15 protein-coding genes are annotated in these 17,789 nt (G+C 68.7%); 6 read left to right on the forward strand and 9 right to left on the reverse strand.

Annotated elements, in window-relative coordinates; all coding sequences use genetic code 11:
• Positions 1 to 373: 373 nt before the first annotated feature.
• Positions 374 to 2,683, reverse strand: coding sequence for a TonB-dependent siderophore receptor (locus tag JHC99_RS10420; protein WP_292153984.1), 2,310 nt, complete (start codon positions 2,681 to 2,683; stop codon positions 374 to 376).
• A gap of 147 nt (positions 2,684 to 2,830) precedes the next feature.
• Between JHC99_RS10420 and JHC99_RS10425 the strand changes: the two genes are divergently transcribed.
• Positions 2,831 to 3,514 (forward strand): Fe2+-dependent dioxygenase, encoded by a 684-nt coding sequence (locus JHC99_RS10425; protein WP_292153987.1) that lies wholly within the window; start codon positions 2,831 to 2,833, stop codon positions 3,512 to 3,514.
• A gap of 3 nt (positions 3,515 to 3,517) precedes the next feature.
• On the opposite strand, the gene JHC99_RS10430 is transcribed toward JHC99_RS10425, so the two are convergent.
• The 4 genes from JHC99_RS10430 to JHC99_RS10445 form a co-directional block, all read right to left on the reverse strand.
• Positions 3,518 to 4,987 carry a S41 family peptidase gene (locus JHC99_RS10430; protein ID WP_292153988.1) on the reverse strand — a complete coding sequence of 490 codons (1,470 nt, stop codon included), beginning with the start codon at positions 4,985 to 4,987 and terminating at the stop codon, positions 3,518 to 3,520.
• Between the two features lie 34 nt (positions 4,988 to 5,021).
• Positions 5,022 to 7,166 (reverse strand): protein-disulfide reductase DsbD domain-containing protein, encoded by a 2,145-nt coding sequence (locus tag JHC99_RS10435; RefSeq protein WP_292153990.1) that lies wholly within the window; start codon positions 7,164 to 7,166, stop codon positions 5,022 to 5,024.
• A gap of 118 nt (positions 7,167 to 7,284) precedes the next feature.
• Positions 7,285 to 7,752, reverse strand: coding sequence for an OmpA family protein (locus JHC99_RS10440; protein WP_292153992.1), 468 nt, complete (start codon positions 7,750 to 7,752; stop codon positions 7,285 to 7,287).
• A 114-nt stretch (positions 7,753 to 7,866) separates the two neighbouring features.
• Positions 7,867 to 8,208, reverse strand: a complete 342-nt coding sequence (locus JHC99_RS10445) for a glycine zipper domain-containing protein (protein WP_292153994.1) — start codon at positions 8,206 to 8,208, stop codon at positions 7,867 to 7,869.
• A 208-nt stretch (positions 8,209 to 8,416) separates the two neighbouring features.
• Here JHC99_RS10445 and JHC99_RS10450 point away from each other — a divergent pair, with 208 nt between their 5' ends.
• From JHC99_RS10450 to JHC99_RS10460, 3 genes are read left to right on the forward strand one after another with little or no spacing between them, the layout of a single operon-like run.
• A complete protein-coding gene (locus JHC99_RS10450) occupies positions 8,417 to 8,761 on the forward strand; it encodes a hypothetical protein (protein WP_292153996.1) in 345 nt (114 codons plus the stop codon).
• Between the two features lie 47 nt (positions 8,762 to 8,808).
• Positions 8,809 to 9,792 (forward strand): diacylglycerol kinase family protein, encoded by a 984-nt coding sequence (locus tag JHC99_RS10455; RefSeq protein WP_292153998.1) that lies wholly within the window; start codon positions 8,809 to 8,811, stop codon positions 9,790 to 9,792.
• A gap of 4 nt (positions 9,793 to 9,796) precedes the next feature.
• On the forward strand, positions 9,797 to 10,654 hold the full coding sequence (locus JHC99_RS10460; RefSeq protein WP_292154000.1) for a metallophosphoesterase: 858 nt from the start codon (positions 9,797 to 9,799) through the stop codon (positions 10,652 to 10,654).
• Positions 10,655 to 10,662: 8 nt separating this feature from the next.
• On the opposite strand, the gene JHC99_RS10465 is transcribed toward JHC99_RS10460, so the two are convergent.
• Together JHC99_RS10465 and JHC99_RS10470 are read right to left on the reverse strand one after the other, a co-directional pair.
• Entirely contained in the window at positions 10,663 to 11,070 is a 408-nt protein-coding gene (locus tag JHC99_RS10465) for a GFA family protein (RefSeq protein ID WP_292154002.1), read from the reverse strand.
• Between the two features lie 76 nt (positions 11,071 to 11,146).
• Positions 11,147 to 11,917, reverse strand: coding sequence for a phosphatase PAP2 family protein (locus JHC99_RS10470; RefSeq protein ID WP_292154003.1), 771 nt, complete (start codon positions 11,915 to 11,917; stop codon positions 11,147 to 11,149).
• 257 nt (positions 11,918 to 12,174) lie between these two features.
• On the opposite strand from JHC99_RS10470, the gene JHC99_RS10475 reads away from it, so the two are divergent.
• Positions 12,175 to 14,058 carry a ribonucleoside-diphosphate reductase subunit alpha gene (locus JHC99_RS10475; protein WP_292154005.1) on the forward strand — a complete coding sequence of 628 codons (1,884 nt, stop codon included), beginning with the start codon at positions 12,175 to 12,177 and terminating at the stop codon, positions 14,056 to 14,058.
• Between the two features lie 108 nt (positions 14,059 to 14,166).
• On the opposite strand, the gene JHC99_RS10480 is transcribed toward JHC99_RS10475, so the two are convergent.
• Together JHC99_RS10480 and JHC99_RS10485 are read right to left on the reverse strand one after the other, a co-directional pair.
• The gene (locus tag JHC99_RS10480; protein WP_292154007.1) at positions 14,167 to 15,054 is read right to left on the reverse strand and encodes an alpha/beta hydrolase; all 888 of its coding nucleotides are present in this window, start codon (positions 15,052 to 15,054) and stop codon (positions 14,167 to 14,169) included.
• 42 nt (positions 15,055 to 15,096) lie between these two features.
• Positions 15,097 to 15,579 carry a Fur family transcriptional regulator gene (locus JHC99_RS10485; RefSeq protein WP_292154009.1) on the reverse strand — a complete coding sequence of 161 codons (483 nt, stop codon included), beginning with the start codon at positions 15,577 to 15,579 and terminating at the stop codon, positions 15,097 to 15,099.
• Between the two features lie 102 nt (positions 15,580 to 15,681).
• Between JHC99_RS10485 and JHC99_RS10490 the strand changes: the two genes are divergently transcribed.
• Complete coding sequence (locus JHC99_RS10490; protein WP_292154010.1) at positions 15,682 to 17,733, forward strand: TonB-dependent receptor; 2,052 nt, start codon at positions 15,682 to 15,684, stop codon at positions 17,731 to 17,733.
• The last annotated feature ends 56 nt before the right edge of the window (positions 17,734 to 17,789 follow it).

Here is a 17,789-nt window from a genome sequence, read left to right on the forward strand (position 1 = left end):
GCTCCACACACCCCCGCCGCAACAAGATCGCAAGGCCTTGCGCCCTTCCCCGCGATGGGACGAAGAGCATCATAAGGGGCTTTGGACCCTGGGCTGGTTAGAGCGGTCGAGAAATCCGCAATCCGTTGTGGGGCAAGGGATTGGTGGCTCGAAGTTCGCAAGTTCGAGGCGCTGGACGAGCCAAATCCTTCCCCCTCTTGCGGGGGAAGGTGGCCGCGAAGCGGACGGATGGGGGGTGAAAGGCGCTATCGAAAACGGGGGGCCGACGGACGCGATCTTTCGCATCGGGGCACCCCCCATCCGTCAGGCTCCGCCTGCCACCTTCCCCCGCAAGGGGGGAAGGAGTGTTCCCGGCGTCCGAAGCCCGGCCCCCCTAGAACCGCATGTTCAACGCCAGGGTGGCCGAGCGGGCAGGGGCGGGGTCGGCGTGGTGAACGCCGTTGGTGCGCAGGATGTATTCCTCGTCCGTCGCGTTCTGGACGTTGAGTTGCAGGGTCGCCCTGTCGGTCAGGTCATAGGAGGCGAACAGGTCCACGCGGGTGTAGTCGGGGGCATAGATGCGGTTGGCCCCGCCGCCGGCGCCGCCCTGGTTGCCGCCGAAGCTCTCGCCCACATAGTAGACCCCACCGCCGGCCGTCAGTTTCGACGTCACACGATAGGTCGAGAACAGGCTGACGTTGTGCTCGGGCGTATTGGCCAGGCTGTCGCCGGTGTTGATGTTGTTATAGGCGCCGCGCACCAGCTCGCTCTGCTGGTAGGTATAGCCGCCGAACACCTGCCACTGGGGCGTGATGTTGCCGGAGATGCCGATCTCCAGCCCCCTGACCTCGACCTCGCCGACCTGGGCCGAGATGCCGACATCGACCAGGACCACGGCGTTCTCACGGCTCGTCTGGAAGAGCGCCGCGCTGAGTTGCAGTTGTTCGCGGAAGAGAGCGGCCTTGGCCCCGATCTCGAAACTGGTGCTCTCTTCCGGATCGAGCAGGACGTTGACCGCCGTGCCGGCCGCGTTCTGGTCCCCGCCCGAAATGGTCGGCGGCGTCGAGGAGGTCGCCCAGGAGGCATAGACGCTGGAGTTGGACGTCGGCTTGTAGACCAGGCCGACCTGATAGTTGACGAAGTCCCAGTCGCCGCGCGGGGCCGGGGTATAGACAGGGGCTGTGGGCGTACCGGTCGCATTGGTCCCCTCGGCGCTGTACTCGTCATAGCGGACGCCGAGGTTGAGCAGCCATTTGTCGCCGATCTCGATCGAGTCGAAGGCGAACAGGCCCAGGGTCTGGGTCGTCGAGTCGCTGACCACGCCCCTGACGATCGTGCCGGTCCAGGGGTCCTTCGGATCGGGATTGTAGACGCGGGTACAGTCAAAGCCGATCAGGGGTGCCGGGCAGGCCGACCCGGACAGGGTCGTGACGGTGTAGGAGGCGTTCTCATTCGTCTCCGACGTCAGTTCCAGGCCCAGATCGAAGCTGTGCTTCAGCGATCCAGTCTGGGCCGTGCCGAACAGTTCGGTGACGTTGGCCAGGGTGGTGGTCGGATTCCAGCGGGACTTCAGACCTCGCTTCATCCAGTACTCGCCGTTGATCAGTCGAACCCCGGCCGTCGCCGACGGCACGGTCGTGATGTTGCCGCCGTCGCCCGGATTGGTGACGACATAGTCGTTCAGGGTCTCGGAATAGCGGGTGACGTTGCGCAGGGTCAGGTTGGGCAGCAGCCGGTGCTCGACCTCGAAGGTGGCGGAGCGGGTCTCGTTGTTCAGATAGTCGCGCGCCTCAAGGCCGTAGAAGCTGTCGTAGGGGACGTCCAGAATGCCGGTCTCGGTCGTGCGGACCCCGATCTTGGTGAACAGCGGAATGCCGTAGTCCGGCATCTGGTCGGCATCCAGATAATAGAGGCTGAGCGTCGCCAAGGTGTCGGTGTCCAGGCCGACAGCCAGGGCCGCAGCGACGCCCAGCTTCTCGTAGTCCACCGAATCGCGACCGGCGATGTCGGCCGAGGCGCTCAGCACATTCAGGCGCAAGGCCGCCGTCTCTCCGATCTGCCAGTTCTGGTCGATCGTGCCGCGGAAATAGTTGTCGGTGCCGCCGCCCAGCGAGACGTTGGTGAAATCAGTCAGGTGCGGCGCCTTGGAGCTGAGGTTGATCGAACCGCCGCCCGAGCCCCGGCCGGAATAGACCGAATCCGGCCCCTTGATGATCTCGACCTGCTCCAGGTTGAAGACCTCGCGCTGCTGGCCGCCTGTGTCGCGAATGCCGTCGACGAAGAAGTTGTTGCCGGAGGCCTGGCCCCGGATGAAGGGGCGGTCGGCGAGGGGCTGGCCGCCTTCGCCCGCGCCGAAGGTGATGCCGGGCGAGGTTCGCAGCAGATCCTGGAGCGAGGTGGCGCCGATCTGTTCGATGACCTGTTGCGAGATCACGGTCACGGAGCGCGGCGTGTCGAGCAGGGGGGCGACGAACTCGGGCGAGGTCGGTTCGCGGCGCAGGCGACGGCCGTTGACGTCGACGGCGTCCAGCTCGGTCGCCTGTTGCAGGTCGATGTCGGCGGTCGTGGACGTCGGGGCCTCCATCGTCGCGGAGTCCGGCGCGCGAACCTCGGCCTGGACCGATCCCGCCGACAGTACGACGCCGCCCAGCATGGCGAAGGCCAGGGTCGAGACGGCGGTGGGGCGGGACGGGGAGGTCGACATCGGGGAGGCCTTGAGCTGCACTTGCGAATAAGTCGCGTTTACGGCTGCTCGATTGCGGCTTTGCAATACGTCTGTCAATGAGAACCATTCACAAAAACGCTGGTGCGACGTTTCAGCGTCACCGCGTCGTCGTCAGGGTCTTTCGTCATGCTGGTCCGCGTTCCCGCTCTATTGAACACCGACGACGTGGCGCGGGTGCGGGGCCTGATCGACGCCGCCGACTGGACCGACGGCAATGCGACCTCGGGCCATCAATCGGCCCTGGCCAAGGTCAACCGCCAGCTGCCGGAGCGTTCGGCGGCCGCGCGTGAGGCCGGCAGCCTGATCCTGGACCGGCTGGGCCAGAGCCCGCTGTTCGTCTCGGCCGCCCTGCCGTTCAAGGTCTATCCGCCCCTGTTCAACCGCTATGAGGGCGGGGAGGCGTTCGGGGTCCATGTGGACAATGCGGTGCGGGCTCAAGGAGGATCGGACTTCCGCATCCGCAGCGACCTGTCGGCGACGGTGTTCCTCAGCGACCCCGACACCTATGACGGCGGCGAACTGGTGATTCAGGACACCTATGGCGAACAGCGGGTCAAGCTGGGGGCCGGGGACATGGTGCTGTATCCGGCGTCCAGCCTGCATGAGGTGACGCCGGTGACGCGGGGGGTGCGGGTCGCCTCCTTCTTCTGGGTCCAGAGCATGGTGCGCGACGACGGCGACCGGCGGCTGCTGTTCGAACTGGACGGGGCGGTTCAGGCCCTGACGGCGCGGCACGGCGGTCGCGATCCCGAGGTCATCCGCCTGACCGGCCTGTACCACAACCTGCTGCGCAAGTGGGGCGAGCTTTAGGGGTCAGCGTCCAGCGATCACGGCGATCGCGGCGGCCAGCTGGGGGTCGCGGCCGAGGCGGATGTCCTCAGGCGTGGTGGCCACCGCGACGTCGGGCAGGACGGCGGCGTCCGGCTGGGGCGTCGCCGGGAAGGTCGCGATCAGGGGCAGGTCGACCTCCAGCCCCGAGGTCGGCAGGCGCAGGAAGCAGAAGGCCCCGCCGTTGATGCCCCTCAGATTGCCGCCGGTCGGCTGGCCGACCAGGGTCGCTGTTCCGCTGGACTGGGCCGTGCGCGCGAACTGGAAGGTCGCCGAGCTGTTGGAGGCGTCGCACAGGATCACGACCGGGCCGTTGAACCGCCGTCCCTGCGGGCGGATGAGCGAGCCTTCGGCGTCGTCGTCATAGCGGTTCAGGCGATAGAAGCCCGGGCGTTCGTCGGAAGCCTGCGCCGCCTCGCCCCAGTCGAGGAAGCTCTTGTCCCAGGTGTCGAGATACGGGTGCAGGGCCTCGGGTGCGCGGCGGTAGCGGGTCCAGCGCTGGTCCTGCGACAGGGGCAGGTCGCGTTCTATCAACCGGCTGAGGATGACGTTGCCGCAGTCCAGCCCGCCTTCGTTGCCGCGCAGATCGACGATCAGACCGCGCGCCCCCTCTTCGGTCAGGGCGTCCATCGTCTGACCCAGCCAGGCCTCCCAGGCGAAGTCGGAGTTGTACAGGGCCCAGCCCGGCATGGTCAGGATGCGGATCCCGTCATCACGCGTGGTCAGGGTCCAGGGATTGGCGTCGCCGGTGGGGCTGGCGGCGGGGGACAGCTTCGTCTGACGTTCGGCCAGGGTCAGCAGGGGCGCGGGGACACGGTGGCCGTCGGACAGGGTGAAGACGGCTTGGTCCTTGAGCGGCAGGATCAGCGGCAGGTGGATGTCGAAGGTCTCGTACCGGTCGTCGCCGCGCACCTCCATCAGGCTGACCCGCTTGGCGTCGTTGCCGCCGTCGGCGCGGGCCAGGGGGACAAGATCGGCCAGCAGGGCGCGGGTATCGCGGCCGTCGATGGCGGTGACGACGCTGCCGCGTGGCAGGAGGTCGCCGGTGCTGTGGTCGTCGGTCACGACCATCCGCCCGTCGATCCATCGGAACCGGAACGGTATCAGGGCGCGGTCAGGATACAGGGCGGCGGCGACCGCATCGGGACTGTTGTAGGGGCTGGGGTAGGTATGGCCGCAGCGGACCGAGGCCGTGACCCACGACAGGGCCAGGAAGCGGTCGCGGAACGAAGCCGGACTGCGCCAGGTCTGGGCCAGACCGTCGAGGCGGGCAGCCATTTCGGCGGGGGTGCTGTAGCGATAGAGACCCGGATGCATCGTCTCCCAGGCCTGTCGCAGGATGGCGACGTCGGGGCTCCAGTCGGCGGACAGGTCCTGCGACCAGACGGGCGTTGCGCCGGCGGCGCAGGCGGCGCCCGAAAGCTGCAACAGGCGGCGGCGGTTCAGCGGCGACATGGGCGGCTCCGGGCGGTGCGGTCTCAAGACGGGTCTACCGGGGCGCAGGGGTCTGGAGGGCTTCGGCGACCACCCCCGCGGTCAGCAACTGAGGGAGGATACGCGGGCCGGGCGTGTCCGGATGATAGACGAGATAAAGCGGCACGCCGGAGCGGCCGTGGCGGGCCAGTTCACGGGCGATGACATCGTCGCGGCGGGTCCAGTCGGCGACCAGATAGACGGCGTTCGAACGCTCCAGGGCGCGGCGGGTCGAGGCCGTGGACAGGGCGGTGCGCTCATTGATCTTGCAACTGACGCACCAGTCTGCGGTGAAGTTGACCAGGACCGGTCGGCCCTGGGCGAGCGCGGCCTCGACCCGCGCCGGTGACCAGGCGTCGGCGGGGATGGGGCGCTCGGCGTCCGGCGCGGGAGCGGCGCGAACGGCGAGGACGGCGAGAGTCAGGGCGACGACGACGCCGAGGCCGCCGACAATGGGGGCCCAACGCTGGCGCGGGGCGATCCGGTCGGCGAGGGGGCCCAGCGCAACGGCGGCCAGGGCGGCGACGACGCAGGCGGCGGCCAGCCAGGCGGTGGCCGCTCCGTCGGTCTGGCGCGCGAAGACCCAGACCAGCCACAGGGTCGTGGCGAACATGGGCAGGGCCAGCAGGCGTTGCAGCCGCACCATCCACGGGCCGGGCCGCGGCAGGCGGCGCAGCAGGCCGGGCGACAGGCTGATCGCCAGATAGGGCAGGGCCAGACCCAGTCCCAGCATCAGGAAGACCGCCAGAGCCGCCGGGGTCGGCATCAACAGGGCCGCCCCGAGCGCAAAGGCCATGAAAGGGGCGGTGCAGGGGGCGGCGACGACAACGGCCAGCATGCCGGTGAAGAAGGCGCCTGCCCCTCCAGACAGCCGGGCGAGCCGGGAACCGCCCAGCCGCTGGAGCCCGATTCCGACCTCGAAGGCCCCCGACAGGTTCAGAGCGACGGCCAGCATCAGCAGGGCCAGGCCCGCGACGACGGCCGGGGACTGGAGCTGGAAGCCCCAGCCGATCGCCTGGCCGCCTGCGCGCAGGGCCAGCAGCAGGGCCGCCAGGGCGAGGAAGGTCGCGAGCACCCCGGCGGTGAAGAGAATGCCGTCGCGGCGGGCCTCGCCCGGGTCGTGCGCCGTGCGGGCCAGGGAGGCCGCCTTCATGGCCAGGACGGGAAACACGCAGGGCATCAGGTTCAGGACCAGCCCGCCGAGGAAGGCGAGCAGGGCCGCGTGCAGCACGGCGGTCCAGGTCGTCGCGGCGGGGCCGGCTGTCTGGCCAAAGGCGTCGGGGATGGCGGTCAGGCCGCCGGTGCCGGTCGCCCCGGCCAAGGGTGCGCCCGGTTCGGCGGTGATCTCCCAGGCTCCGGCGTCGGTGGCGAGGACACCGACGATGGGGCGATCGAGAGGGGTGGTCAGCAAACCCGGATTGGCGGCGAGCGACAGGGTCACGCCCTGTGGGCCGCGCTGGCCGAACTGGGCGGCGGAGTGGTCGATCACGTCGGGGTCGTAGGGGAAGAAGGCCGCCTGGCTCAGGTCGGCACCGGTCAGCGGCCCACCGGTCGAGGTCAGCCGCAGGGTCTGGCCGTCGAGGGTGGCGCGTGCGGTGATCCCGGCGGGACGGGGGGCGGTCTCGACGATCGACTGGACCCTGCGGCCCCAGGCTCCGGCCAGGGGTGCCGCGCCGTCGCGGATCGGCAGGTCGAGGTTCAGGGTCAGGATGTCGGGGACGCACATCTCGTCGCTGCAGACGAAGAAGCCTGCTTCGACGGTCAGGCGAACGATCGAGCCCGGTCGGGCCGATGCCGGGACCTCGATCGGCACGGGCAGGAAGACCTCGCCCTCATAGCCGTAGTTGGTCAGGCCCTGGAGCCGCTGGCGCTGGGGCAGGGGCCAGACGATGTCACCGGCGCGGACGCCCTGCGGCAGACGCCACGCCAGGGTGGTCGGGCCGCCGGAGTCGCCGGGATTGCGCCAGTAGGTGTGCCAGCCGGGCTGGATCTTCTGGCGTATGGCCACGATGGCCGTGGAGCCCGGCGCCGCCCAGGCCGACATGGGCACGATTTCGGCCTCGATCCGCTCGGTCCGTTGGGGGCCGGTCTGGAGCGACTGGGCACCCGCCGGAGCGGCGAGCGTCAGCCAGGCGGTGAGGAACAGCAGAAGCAGACGCAAGGGGCGACGGTCCGGCGCAGGAATGCGGGATCCGACCTATAGCCAGCCGCCCGCGCCTGCGCCATCGCGCCGAAACGCCTCAGGCCCGCCGTGCGGTTTAGCCGCCGGGCCGTGAGGATCAGAGGCGGGGTGCAGCCTCGACCAGAACCTCTGTGCGGCGACGCAGGGGTTCACGAATGCCGTTGGGATCGGCCGCGCCCTCGTCACCGACGGCCGTGACATCGAACACAGGGGCCGGCCAGCCGGCGCCTTCCAGGGCCTCGACCACGGCCGTGGCTCGGCGGGCTGACAGTTGCTGATTGGCCTCGGCACCGCCCCGCGCGTCGGCGAGGCCGATGACCCGCACCGACCTGATGTCGCAACCCTGAAGCTGGGTCGCCGTCATGCCGATCGCCTGACGAGCCGGTTCAGTCAGCCGCGCCTCGGAATCGGCGAAATAGATCTCGAACTTCATGGGGGTGCAGGTGGGAGCCGCCGCCACGACCGGACCCCGGTCGAGCATCCCCCTGGCCGTCCCGCAACCCGCCAGCCCCACGGCCAGCAAGCCCATCGCGATCGCGCCCTTCATCATGCCAGCCCGCCCCATCGTCCGCATCTCCCAAAGGCCATAGCGGCCTGTTCATCTCGCCATAAGGGCGGCGCGCCGTCCCGACGCACCGCCCTCAAGACATCTTCGGATCAGCCGCGAGGCTGACGACGACTACTGGCGGCGCTGGCCGTTTTCCCAGTAGCACTCATTCTGGCGACCGTCGTAGCAGTAGTAGTAGTTGCCCGAATTGTCGCGGTAACGTTGCTGGTTGTTGCGGTCCTGGTTGGAGCCGCGGATGGCACCGATGGCACCGCCGGCGACGCCGCCGATCAGGGCTCCGGTGGCGGCGTTGCCGCTGCCGACGTTGTTACCGATGATGGCACCGGCGACAGCGCCGAGGCCGGCGCCGATGGCGCCCTGGCGGACCGTCTGGTTCGGTGCGCCGTAAGGGTCGCTGGCGCAGGCGGAGGCCAGCAGGCCGGCGGCACCGATGGCGATGATTGCCTTGTTCATGATCTCTGATCCTTCATCCCGGATGAGGCCCGGTTCAGGGCCCTATGTTCGCCCCGAGGGGGAGAACGCTGGATTATGGCACAGGTTCCCGCCCTATGCGCGGTGAGAACGATGCCATAGTCTGTCCTTGGGGGGCCGGCGGGGCGGACACGGTCCCGGGCGCGTTCGACGAGAGGGGTAGATTATGCATTTTCCTGAGCCGGTCCGTATGACCGACAGCGACACCGGACACAGCCCGGTATGGGCCCGCAGCAAACGCCGCCGTAGCAGCGGCGGAGGCGGCGGCGCCTTCTTCGGTTTCCTGGTCTTCCTGCTGGCCCTGTTCGGGGCGGTGGTGATCGGGATGTCGATCAAGGAACGGTCTGTCGCCGGGGGTGGCGCGGCCATCGACGGCTGGATCGCGACCGGCAAGGCCACGGTGATGCAGGCCATCGGCAAGGCACCCGCCGCCGCCGACGTCGCGGTCGAGACGGCCGGGAACGCCGCGGCCGCCACCGGTGACGCGGTCCAGGCCGAGGCGGCCCAGACCGCGGACGCGCTCAAGAAACAATAGTCACGCTTGGCGGCGGAACGGCGGCGGGCGCTGTGCGTTCGTGCGCCATGACCGAGACATTGACCAACGCGCCGGCCGCATCGACGGCCCAATCCTCGACCGACGTCCAGATGGCGGAGGCCGCGGCGATCGAGGTGCGCACCCTGACGACCCACGTCGAGATCAAGCGGGTGGTCGTCCTGGTCAATCCCCTGTCCGGGTCCGTAGGGCCCAGGGCTGCCGGAGAGGTCGAGACCATCCTGGCCGACTATTCGTGCGAGTCCGAGGTGGTATCGCTGGACGGCAGCCGGATCGACGCCCAGATCGACGAGGCCCTGGCGTCCGAGCCCGATGTGCTGTTCGTGCTGGCCGGTGACGGTACAGCTCGCGCGGTCGCCTCCCGGGCCGGACCCAAGGGGCCGCTGGTGGCGCCCCTGCCGGGCGGCACGATGAACATGCTGCCCAAGGCCCTGTACGGCACCACCGACTGGAAGGCGGCCCTGCGCAGTGCGCTGGAAGACGGCGCGCCCCAGTGCGTGTCCGGCGGCATGGTCCAGGGCGAGGCCTTCTATTGTGCGGCGATCCTGGGGTCGCCGGCCCTGTGGGCGCCGGCGCGGGAAGCCATGCGGACGGGCAAGCTGTCCCTGGCCTGGGCCTATGGTCGCCGGGCTCTGCGTCGCGCCTTCAGCGGCCGGCTGAGATTCTCTCTGGACGGCGCGCCGAGGAAGAAGACAGAGGCTCTCGTCCTGATCAGCCCGATGATCTCGCGCGCCCTGGACGAGCCGGTCGGGCTGGAGGCCGCCGCCATGGATCCGTCCGATACGTCACAGGCTTTCCGGCTGGCGGCGACGGCCCTGTTCAGCGACTGGCGCAAGGACGCCTCGGTCACGACCAAGCCCGCACGCAGCATCGAGGTCTGGGGCCGGTCCAAGATCCCGGCCGTGATCGACGGCGAACCCACCCTGTTGCCGCACGAGACGCGCATTACCTTCATTCCTCGCGCCTTCCAGGCCCTGGCCCCCAATCCGCCGGCGGCGGAAGACAGCGTCTGATCGGGTGAGCAGCGGCCGACTTCTCCAGTTTTCCGATGTTCACTTCGGCGTCGAGCACAAGCGTGCCTGTGCGGCGGCGCTCGAGTACGCCCATGCCGACCCGACCGACCTGATCCTGATCACCGGCGACGTGACCCAGAAGGGGCTGCCCGACGAATTCCGGGCGGCCGGCGAATGGATCCGGGCCATGCCCGATCCGAGCTTCGTCGTCGTCGGCAATCACGACGTGCCCTATTACAGCGCCCTGGATCGGCTGTTCTGGCCGTGGCGGGCGTTCGAGGCAGCGACCGGCCATCCGGCGCATGACGGGGAGTTTCGTTCCGACACCCTGATGGTGCGCGGCGTGACCACCGCACGCGGCTGGCAGGCCCGCATGAACTGGTCCAAGGGCGTCATCGACCTGGGTCAGACGCGGCGGGCGGCGACGGCTCTGCGTCAGGCCCCGCCCCGGGCCCTGCGCATTCTGGCTTGCCACCATCCTCTGATCGAGATGATCGGCACCCCGATGACGGGCGACGTCAAGCGCGGCGACGCGGCGGCCCGGATCTTTGCCGAGGCGGGGGTCGATCTGATCATGACGGGCCATACCCACATCCCCTTCGCCCTGCCGATCGCCCTGTCGGACCGGTTTTCCTATGCGGTGGGGTGCGGGACCCTGTCCCACCGCGAACGCGGCGCGCCGCCCAGCTTCAACGAGGTGGTGTGGACCCCCAGGGAGATCGTGGTCACCGTGATCCAGTGGACAGGCTCGGTGCTGGAACGCGGCCAGGCCTGGCGTCTGCCGCGTCGCCAGGACACGCGCCACGCGGAGACGGCCCCCGATCCGCAGGCGGCGGGCGTGCTGGAGACGGCGGCGAGCTGACGCTGCCGTCAGTCCGGATCGCGCTCGAACACCTCGACGTCGGCCGGCAGGACGACCCAGGGGTGGCGACGGATGTCGTAGACGCTGTCCGACGGCGGCGGGAACTGCGGGTCTGCGAAACAGCCCACCGCGATCGACACCGACCGATCCTCATAGCCGTCCTCCGTATGGAAGACGTTGGAGCCGCAGGTCGGGCAGAAACGAAAGCGGAACCGCGCGCCCTGATCGCCCGTGCGGACGTATTCGGTAGCCTGTCCCGTCACGGTCCAGGGCGGGCGGAATCCGGCGAGGGCCGCGAAGACGCTGCCGGTCCGGCGCTGGCAGGACAGGCAGTGGCACAGGCCCACGCCGCGCGGCTCGCCCTCCACGGTGATCGACAGCTGGCCGCAGTCGCAGGCGGCGGTGTGGGTGGTCATGGGGCTGCGCCTGGGTTTGGGCTTGGGGCCTGGGTTTAGCCTTCTGCCGCGAGAACGGGCGCGACTTCTCCTGATCTCAGGCGACAGGCTCGCTCTCGGTGGTGGGCGACGGAGCGTCTTGCAGCGCCGCGTGGTGGGTCTTCTGGCGGCGCTCGATGGCGTAGGAGACCAGCCACAGGGCCATGGCCCAGGCGGCGCCGACGCTCCAGCCCGCAAACACGTCCGAGGCCCAGTGGGCGCCCAGATAGATTCGGGTCAGGCCGACCAGAAGGGTGATCAGGATGGCGACGCCCAGGACATAGGCCTTGAAATGCTTCTCCGGAAAGGCGCGGGTCAGCATGACGCCGAGCGACAGGTAGAAGACCGCCGACAGAAGCGCATGGCCCGAAGGGAAGCTGGCGTTGATGGTCTCCGTCGCCTGATAGACGGCGGGCGGACGGGCGCGCGCGAAGACGGCCTTCAGCCCCTCCGACAGGGCGACCCCGCCGATCAGGCCGAGCACCAGCAGCAGGGCAGACAGGCGTTTCCTCTGGCTGATCAGGAAGACGATCACGATGGCGGCGAACAGGGTCAGGACCGAGATCCCGCCCAGCGACGTCAGGTCGGCCGCCGCCTCCTTGAGCCACCACGGACCCCAGGGGCGACCCGGATCGTCGGCGAAGGGACGAAGAGCCATGAGCACGGCCTGATCGAACCTCTGGCCGTCGGCATCGGTCATGTCGTCGGCGACCTCGATGAAGGCCATGACCCCGAAGGCGATGATGAGCAGGGCACCCAGGGCGGCGAATTCGGTGCGGGCGAGGCGGTATGCGCGGCGCGCGAAGGCCATGAGGTCGGAACTTTGCATCGTCGCCTAACGGCCAAGCTGGCGGGCCGTTCCCCTCACGCCCTCGTGATCGCGGCGTCGTATGTGCGTCACCGTGTTTCCACAGGCTTGTCCCGCCTTCCCTGACTGATTCGCGAACAAAGTGATCGTCAACCCCGTTGACGGGTCGTTAGCCATCTGTGCCCTATATGTGGGCTCAGGGGATGGTTCGGCCACAAGATGCTGTGTCCGGCCAAGAGCGGCTTCACTTGCGATTTTGTTCAGGACGTTGACGAAACATGGCTGGCCTAGAAGCGTACAAGACCACGGATTTCGCTTCGCTTTCGAGCGATCGAGGGACGGCCAGGCCGCAGCTTTCCGTGGTCCGCAGCCTGGACCTGGACCGCTCGCGGGATGACCTGCTGACCGACTTCGGCAAGAAGACGCTGGAGGACCGCTACCTGCTGGCCGGCGAAAGCTATCAGGACATGTTCGCCCGGGTGGCCACGGCCTATGCCGACGACCATGACCACGCCCAGCGGGTCTATGACTATATGTCCAGGCTCTGGTTCATGCCCTCGACGCCGGTGCTGTCGAACGGCGGGGCCGATCGCGGCCTGCCGATCTCCTGCTTCCTGAACGCGGTGTCCGACAGCCTGGACGGCATCCAGCAGGTCTGGAACGAGAATGTGTCCCTGGCGTCCAACGGCGGCGGCATCGGCACCTACTGGGGCGGGGTCCGCTCCATCGGCGAGAAGGTCAAGGGCGCAGGCCAGACCAGCGGCATCATCCCCTTCATCCGCGTGATGGATTCGCTGACGCTGGCGATCAGCCAGGGGTCGCTGCGCCGGGGTTCGGCGGCGGTGTACCTGGATGTCCACCATCCCGAGATCGAGGAGTTCCTCGAGATCCGCAAACCCTCGGGCGACTTCAACCGCAAGTCCCTGAACCTGCACCACGGCCTGAACATCACCGACGAGTTCATGGAGGCGGTCAAGGCCGGTGCCCAGTTCGGCCTGCGCTCGCCCAAGACCAATGAGGTGTTGCGCCGCGTCGACGCCCGCACCCTGTGGCAGAAGATCCTGGAAATCCGCCTCCAGACCGGCGAGCCCTATCTGATCTTCTCCGACACGGTGAACCGGCAGATGCCGCAGCACCAGAAGGACCTGGGGCTGAAGGTCAAACAGTCCAACCTGTGCTCGGAGATCATGCTGCACACCGGCATCGACCACCTGGGTATCGACCGGACGGCGGTCTGCTGCCTGTCGTCGGTGAACGCCGAGAAATTCCTGGAGTGGCGCGAGGAGCCCCGGTTCATCGAGGACCTGATGCGGTTCCTGGACAATGTGCTGGAAGACTTCATCACCCGCGCCCCGCCCGAGATGAAGGCGGCCGTCTATTCGGCCAAGCGCGAGCGGTCGGTGGGCCTGGGCCTGATGGGCTTCCACTCCTTCCTGCAGGCGCAGGGCGTGGCGTTCGAAAGCGCCATGGCCAAGTCGTGGAACATGCGGCTGTTCAAGCATCTGCGTCGCGAGGCCGACAAGGCCAGCCGCGTTCTGGCCGAGGAAAAGGGCCCGTGCGAGGACGCGGCCGAGCGCGGCGTCATGGAGCGGTTCAGCCACAAGCTGGCCATCGCCCCCACCGCCTCGATCAGCATCATCTGCGGCGGGACGTCGGCGGGCATCGAGCCGATCCCGGCCAACATCTATACCCACAAGACCCTGTCGGGCTCGTTCGCGGTCAAGAACCCCTACCTCGAGGAACTGCTGACCCTGAAGGGCCACAACACCGATGCGGTGTGGAACTCGATCCTCGAGCATGAGGGGTCGGTCCAGCATCTGGACATGCTGAACGACGACGAGAAGGGCATCTTCAAGACCGCGTTCGAGCTGGACCAGCGCTGGGTGGTGGAACTGTCGGCCGACCGGTCGCCGGAAATCTGCCAGGCCCAGTCGATCAACCTGTTCATCCCCGGCGACGTCAACAAGTGGGACCTGCACATGCTGCACTGGTCGGCCTGGGAGAAGGGCGTCAAATCGCTGTACTACCTTCGCTCCAAGTCGGTGCAGCGCGCCGCCTTCGCGGGTGCCGAGGACAAGGCCGAGGCCGAGATCGACCCGGATCAGCCCGACCTGTTTTCGGCGGCCCAGACCGATTACGACGAGTGCCTCGCCTGTCAGTAAGCATGGGGCGCTGACGCGCCGCGCGAACGCTCGGCCCGCGGGGCCTCGCTGCTTGAGCGGGGGCAGCCTTCTCCTCCCCATCGGCCAAGTGGCCGACGTGTAGGAGAACTACACCGCCGCGTCGAACAGGGCGTCGCGGGCGATGTCTGGATGGGTCATGGGAAACAGGTGGCCACCGGCGATCGTGTCGACGGTGAGGTGGGGCAGGCGGCGGGGGTCGGGGGCGAGGCTGCAGACCGAGCCCTTTTCGGCCTTCAGCACCCGGACGGGCTTGTCGAAACGGCGCAGGGCGCGCCACGGGTCGTGGCCCTGGGCGGCATAGTTCGAGGCCTCCCATGCCGGCGCACACGCCAGGCGGACGCCGTCCTCGTCCGGGGTGAAGGCGCCGGAGACATAGTCGGCCAGCATCATCTCGGACCAGCCCTTGAAGGCCCCGCGACCGCGCCAGGAATCGAGCGCCTGTTGCGCATTGTCGAAGCGCTCACGGCGTCGGGTCGCCCCCTTGGTGATCGGCCAGGCGCGCGTCCACTGGCGAAGACCCGGGATCGCCATCATCAGGTTGAGGCCGCGCGGCATGACGACGGGGTCGAACATGACCAGGCGCGCGACCTTGTCCGGCCGCTCGGCGGCGGCCAGCAGGGACGAGGTTCCGCCCATCGAATGCCCGGCCAGGGCGACCGGCGGGCCATCCAGACTGTCGAGCAGGGTGACCAGATCCTCGCGGTGGTCGTGCCAGTTCCAGCGGTTGCGGGTCTCGGTCGGCAGGGCGGTCAGGCCGTGGCCGCGCAGGTCGGGGGCCAGGATGCGCAGCGAGGCCGACAGGGGCGCCAGCAGGGACCGATAGGTGGCGGCGTTGAAGCCGTTGGCATGGACGAAGACCAGATCGACGGGACGGCGCTCATCGCCGAAATCCAGCACCGACATCTCGCCGGTGCCCCAGCGGTGGCTGACCGGGATGGTCATGCGGCGGGGCGGGGTCAGGAGGGCGGCGTCCATGGGCTCAATCTAGGCGCGCCGGATCGCGTGCGCCAGCATCGCTCAGCCGTTGCGGCAGTCTGAACACCGGCCGTGGCCCTCGATGGTGATGCGGTCGATCGCATAGCCGGCGGCGTCGGCGGCCAGGGCGAAGGTCTGGCCGACGGGGGTGGTGACTTCCTGCGCCGCGCCACAGCAGTCGCAGATCAGGAAGGCGGCGGCGTGGTCGGCCCCGTCGCTGGACCCCGCGCAGGCCACATAGGCGCTGATCGAGGCGATGCGGTGGGCCATGCCCTTGCGCTCAAGGAACTCCAGCGCCCGATAGACGGTGGGCGGCTTTGCGGCCTGGCCGTCCGTGCCGTAGCGGGCGATCAGGTCATAGGCCTTGACCGGCTCTCCGGCGGCCAGAAGCAGCTCCAGCACCCGGCGGCGCGGCGCGGTCATCCGTTCGCCCTCGGCCGTGCAGCGGGCCTCGGCCGCCCCCAGGGTCCGGCCGATCGCGGCCGCGTCGAGGGTATCGTGGTCGTGGTCGTGGCCGCAGCTCATGGATGGAAGCTAGGGGGTCCGCCGCCCCGCCGCAACCGAAGGCGCTTGACGGCGTGTGATGTTATCTCATAACACTTGGTCGTCTCCCCGACCGAGGTTTCCATGTCCGTGTATCGCCCTGCCGTCTCGAAGGCCCGTCTTCTCCTGCTCACGGCGGCGGCTTCCGCCCTGGCCGGCGCCGCCGCGGCCCAGACGGGGCCGGCTCAGCCCGACGCCGTGCTCGACGACGTGGTGGTGACCGCATCCCCGTTCGGGGTCAGCCAGCGCGCCTCGACCATCGCCACCGACGTCATCGACGAACAGGCCCTGGCCACCGCCCCGGCCCAGTCCCTGGGCGATCTGCTGGCGGGCCAGCCGGGCCTGCGCTCGACCAGTTTCGCGCCGGGGGCCAGCCGGCCTGTGATCCGGGGCCTGTCGGGACCGCGCGTCCAGGTCCTGACCAACGGCATCGGCCTGATCGACGCGTCCTCGGTGTCGCCCGACCACGCCGTGGCCACCGACCCGGCCGAGGCCAGCCGCATCGAAGTGGTGCGCGGGCCGTCGACCCTGATCTATGGCGGCTCGGCCATCGGCGGAGTGGTCAATATCATCGACAACCGCATTCCCACTGAGCAGCCCGAGGGCGGCATCGACGGCGTGATCTCGACCCAGGCCTCCAGCGTGGACGGCGGCCGTTCGATCTTCGGTCGGCTGACGGTGGGCGCAGGTCCGTTCGCCTTCAACATCGACGGCGTCAGCCGATCGACCGACGACTATGACATCCCGTCGCCCGCACGCTCGCAGCGGCTGGCGGACGGGGACGGCGAGCCGCGCGGGCCGGGAGGTACACAGCCCAATTCGTACACGGAGCTTCAGGCCTGGGGGGTGGGCGGCAGCTATATCGGCGACAAGGGATTCTTCGGCGTGTCCTACAAGGACACCGAGAGCGAGTACGGTACGGTCGCCGAGCCCACGGTCTTCATCCAGCTGCATCAGACCCGCGAGGACGTGCGCGGCGAATACAATTTCGACGCGGGTCCGTTCCGCACCCTGCGGGGCAGCTATGGCCATGCCGAATATACCCACACCGAGTTCGAGGGACCCGGTGAGCCGGGCACCCTCTTCAACTCGGACGGCCAGGAGGGTCGGGTCGATCTGATCCAGCGCAAGAGTTCGCTGTTCGGCGGCGAGTGGAACGGTGCGATCGGCTTCCAGGGTCTGTCGCGCACCTTCGAGGCGATCGGCGAGGAGGCCTTCGTGCCCACCTCCACGACCGACGAGGCCGGGATATATACGGTCCAGCGGATCGATCGCGGACCGGTCGGGTTCGAGGGCGGGCTGCGTTACGACCGGCACACGGTGTCGGCGACCCCTCTGGGCGGCGTGACCGGGCTGGAGCGGGAGTTCGACAACGTTTCGGCCTCGATCGCCGGGTTCCTGCGGCCCGCGCCCGGGCTGTTCCTGGGCCTCAGCCTGGCCCACAACGAGCGGGCACCGTCGGAGGTCGAGCTGTTCGCCGACGGCCTGCACATCGCCACGGCCGCCTATGAGACCGGCGACCTCACGCTGGACACCGAGAAGGTCAACACCCTGGAAGGCACGGTCCACTATGACGCCGGACGCCTGTCGGGCGATCTGCATGTCTATGGCTCGAAATACGACGGCTTCATCGACGAACGGCCGACCGGCGCGGTCTTTATCTCCGACGAGGGCGAAGAGTTTCCGATCTTCCAGTTCGTGCAGACCGACGCGACCTTCTACGGCTTCGAGGCCGAGGGCGAGTATGCGCTGTGGGAGGCGGGGGCGTCGAAACTGGCGCTGGAAGGGGCGGTCGACTACGTCCACGCCGAGACCGATCTGGGCCCCGCAGCGCGCATTCCGCCGTGGTCGGCCACCGGGCGACTGGCATGGAGTTCGAAGCCGCTGGACGCGACGCTGGAGGTCCGTCATGTCGCCGAACAGGACCGGGTCGCCGATCTGGAACGACCGACCGATGCCTATACGCTGGTCAATCTGACGGGGGCATGGAGGCCGCTGGCGGATCGCAACGTCACCGTCTTCGCCGAGGCCCGAAACCTGACCGACGAGGAGGCGCGCGAGCATGTGTCCTTCCTGAAGGACATCGCGCCGATGCCGGGACGGAATTTCCGCGTCGGGGTGGCGTACCGGTTCTAAGCGTTGGCTTTCCCTCCCCTGCGGGGGAGGGTGGTCGAAGCGCAGCGAAGACCGGG

The organism is Brevundimonas sp. (genome assembly GCF_016463485.1).
In the GTDB taxonomy this organism is placed as follows: Bacteria; Pseudomonadota; Alphaproteobacteria; order Caulobacterales; family Caulobacteraceae; genus Brevundimonas.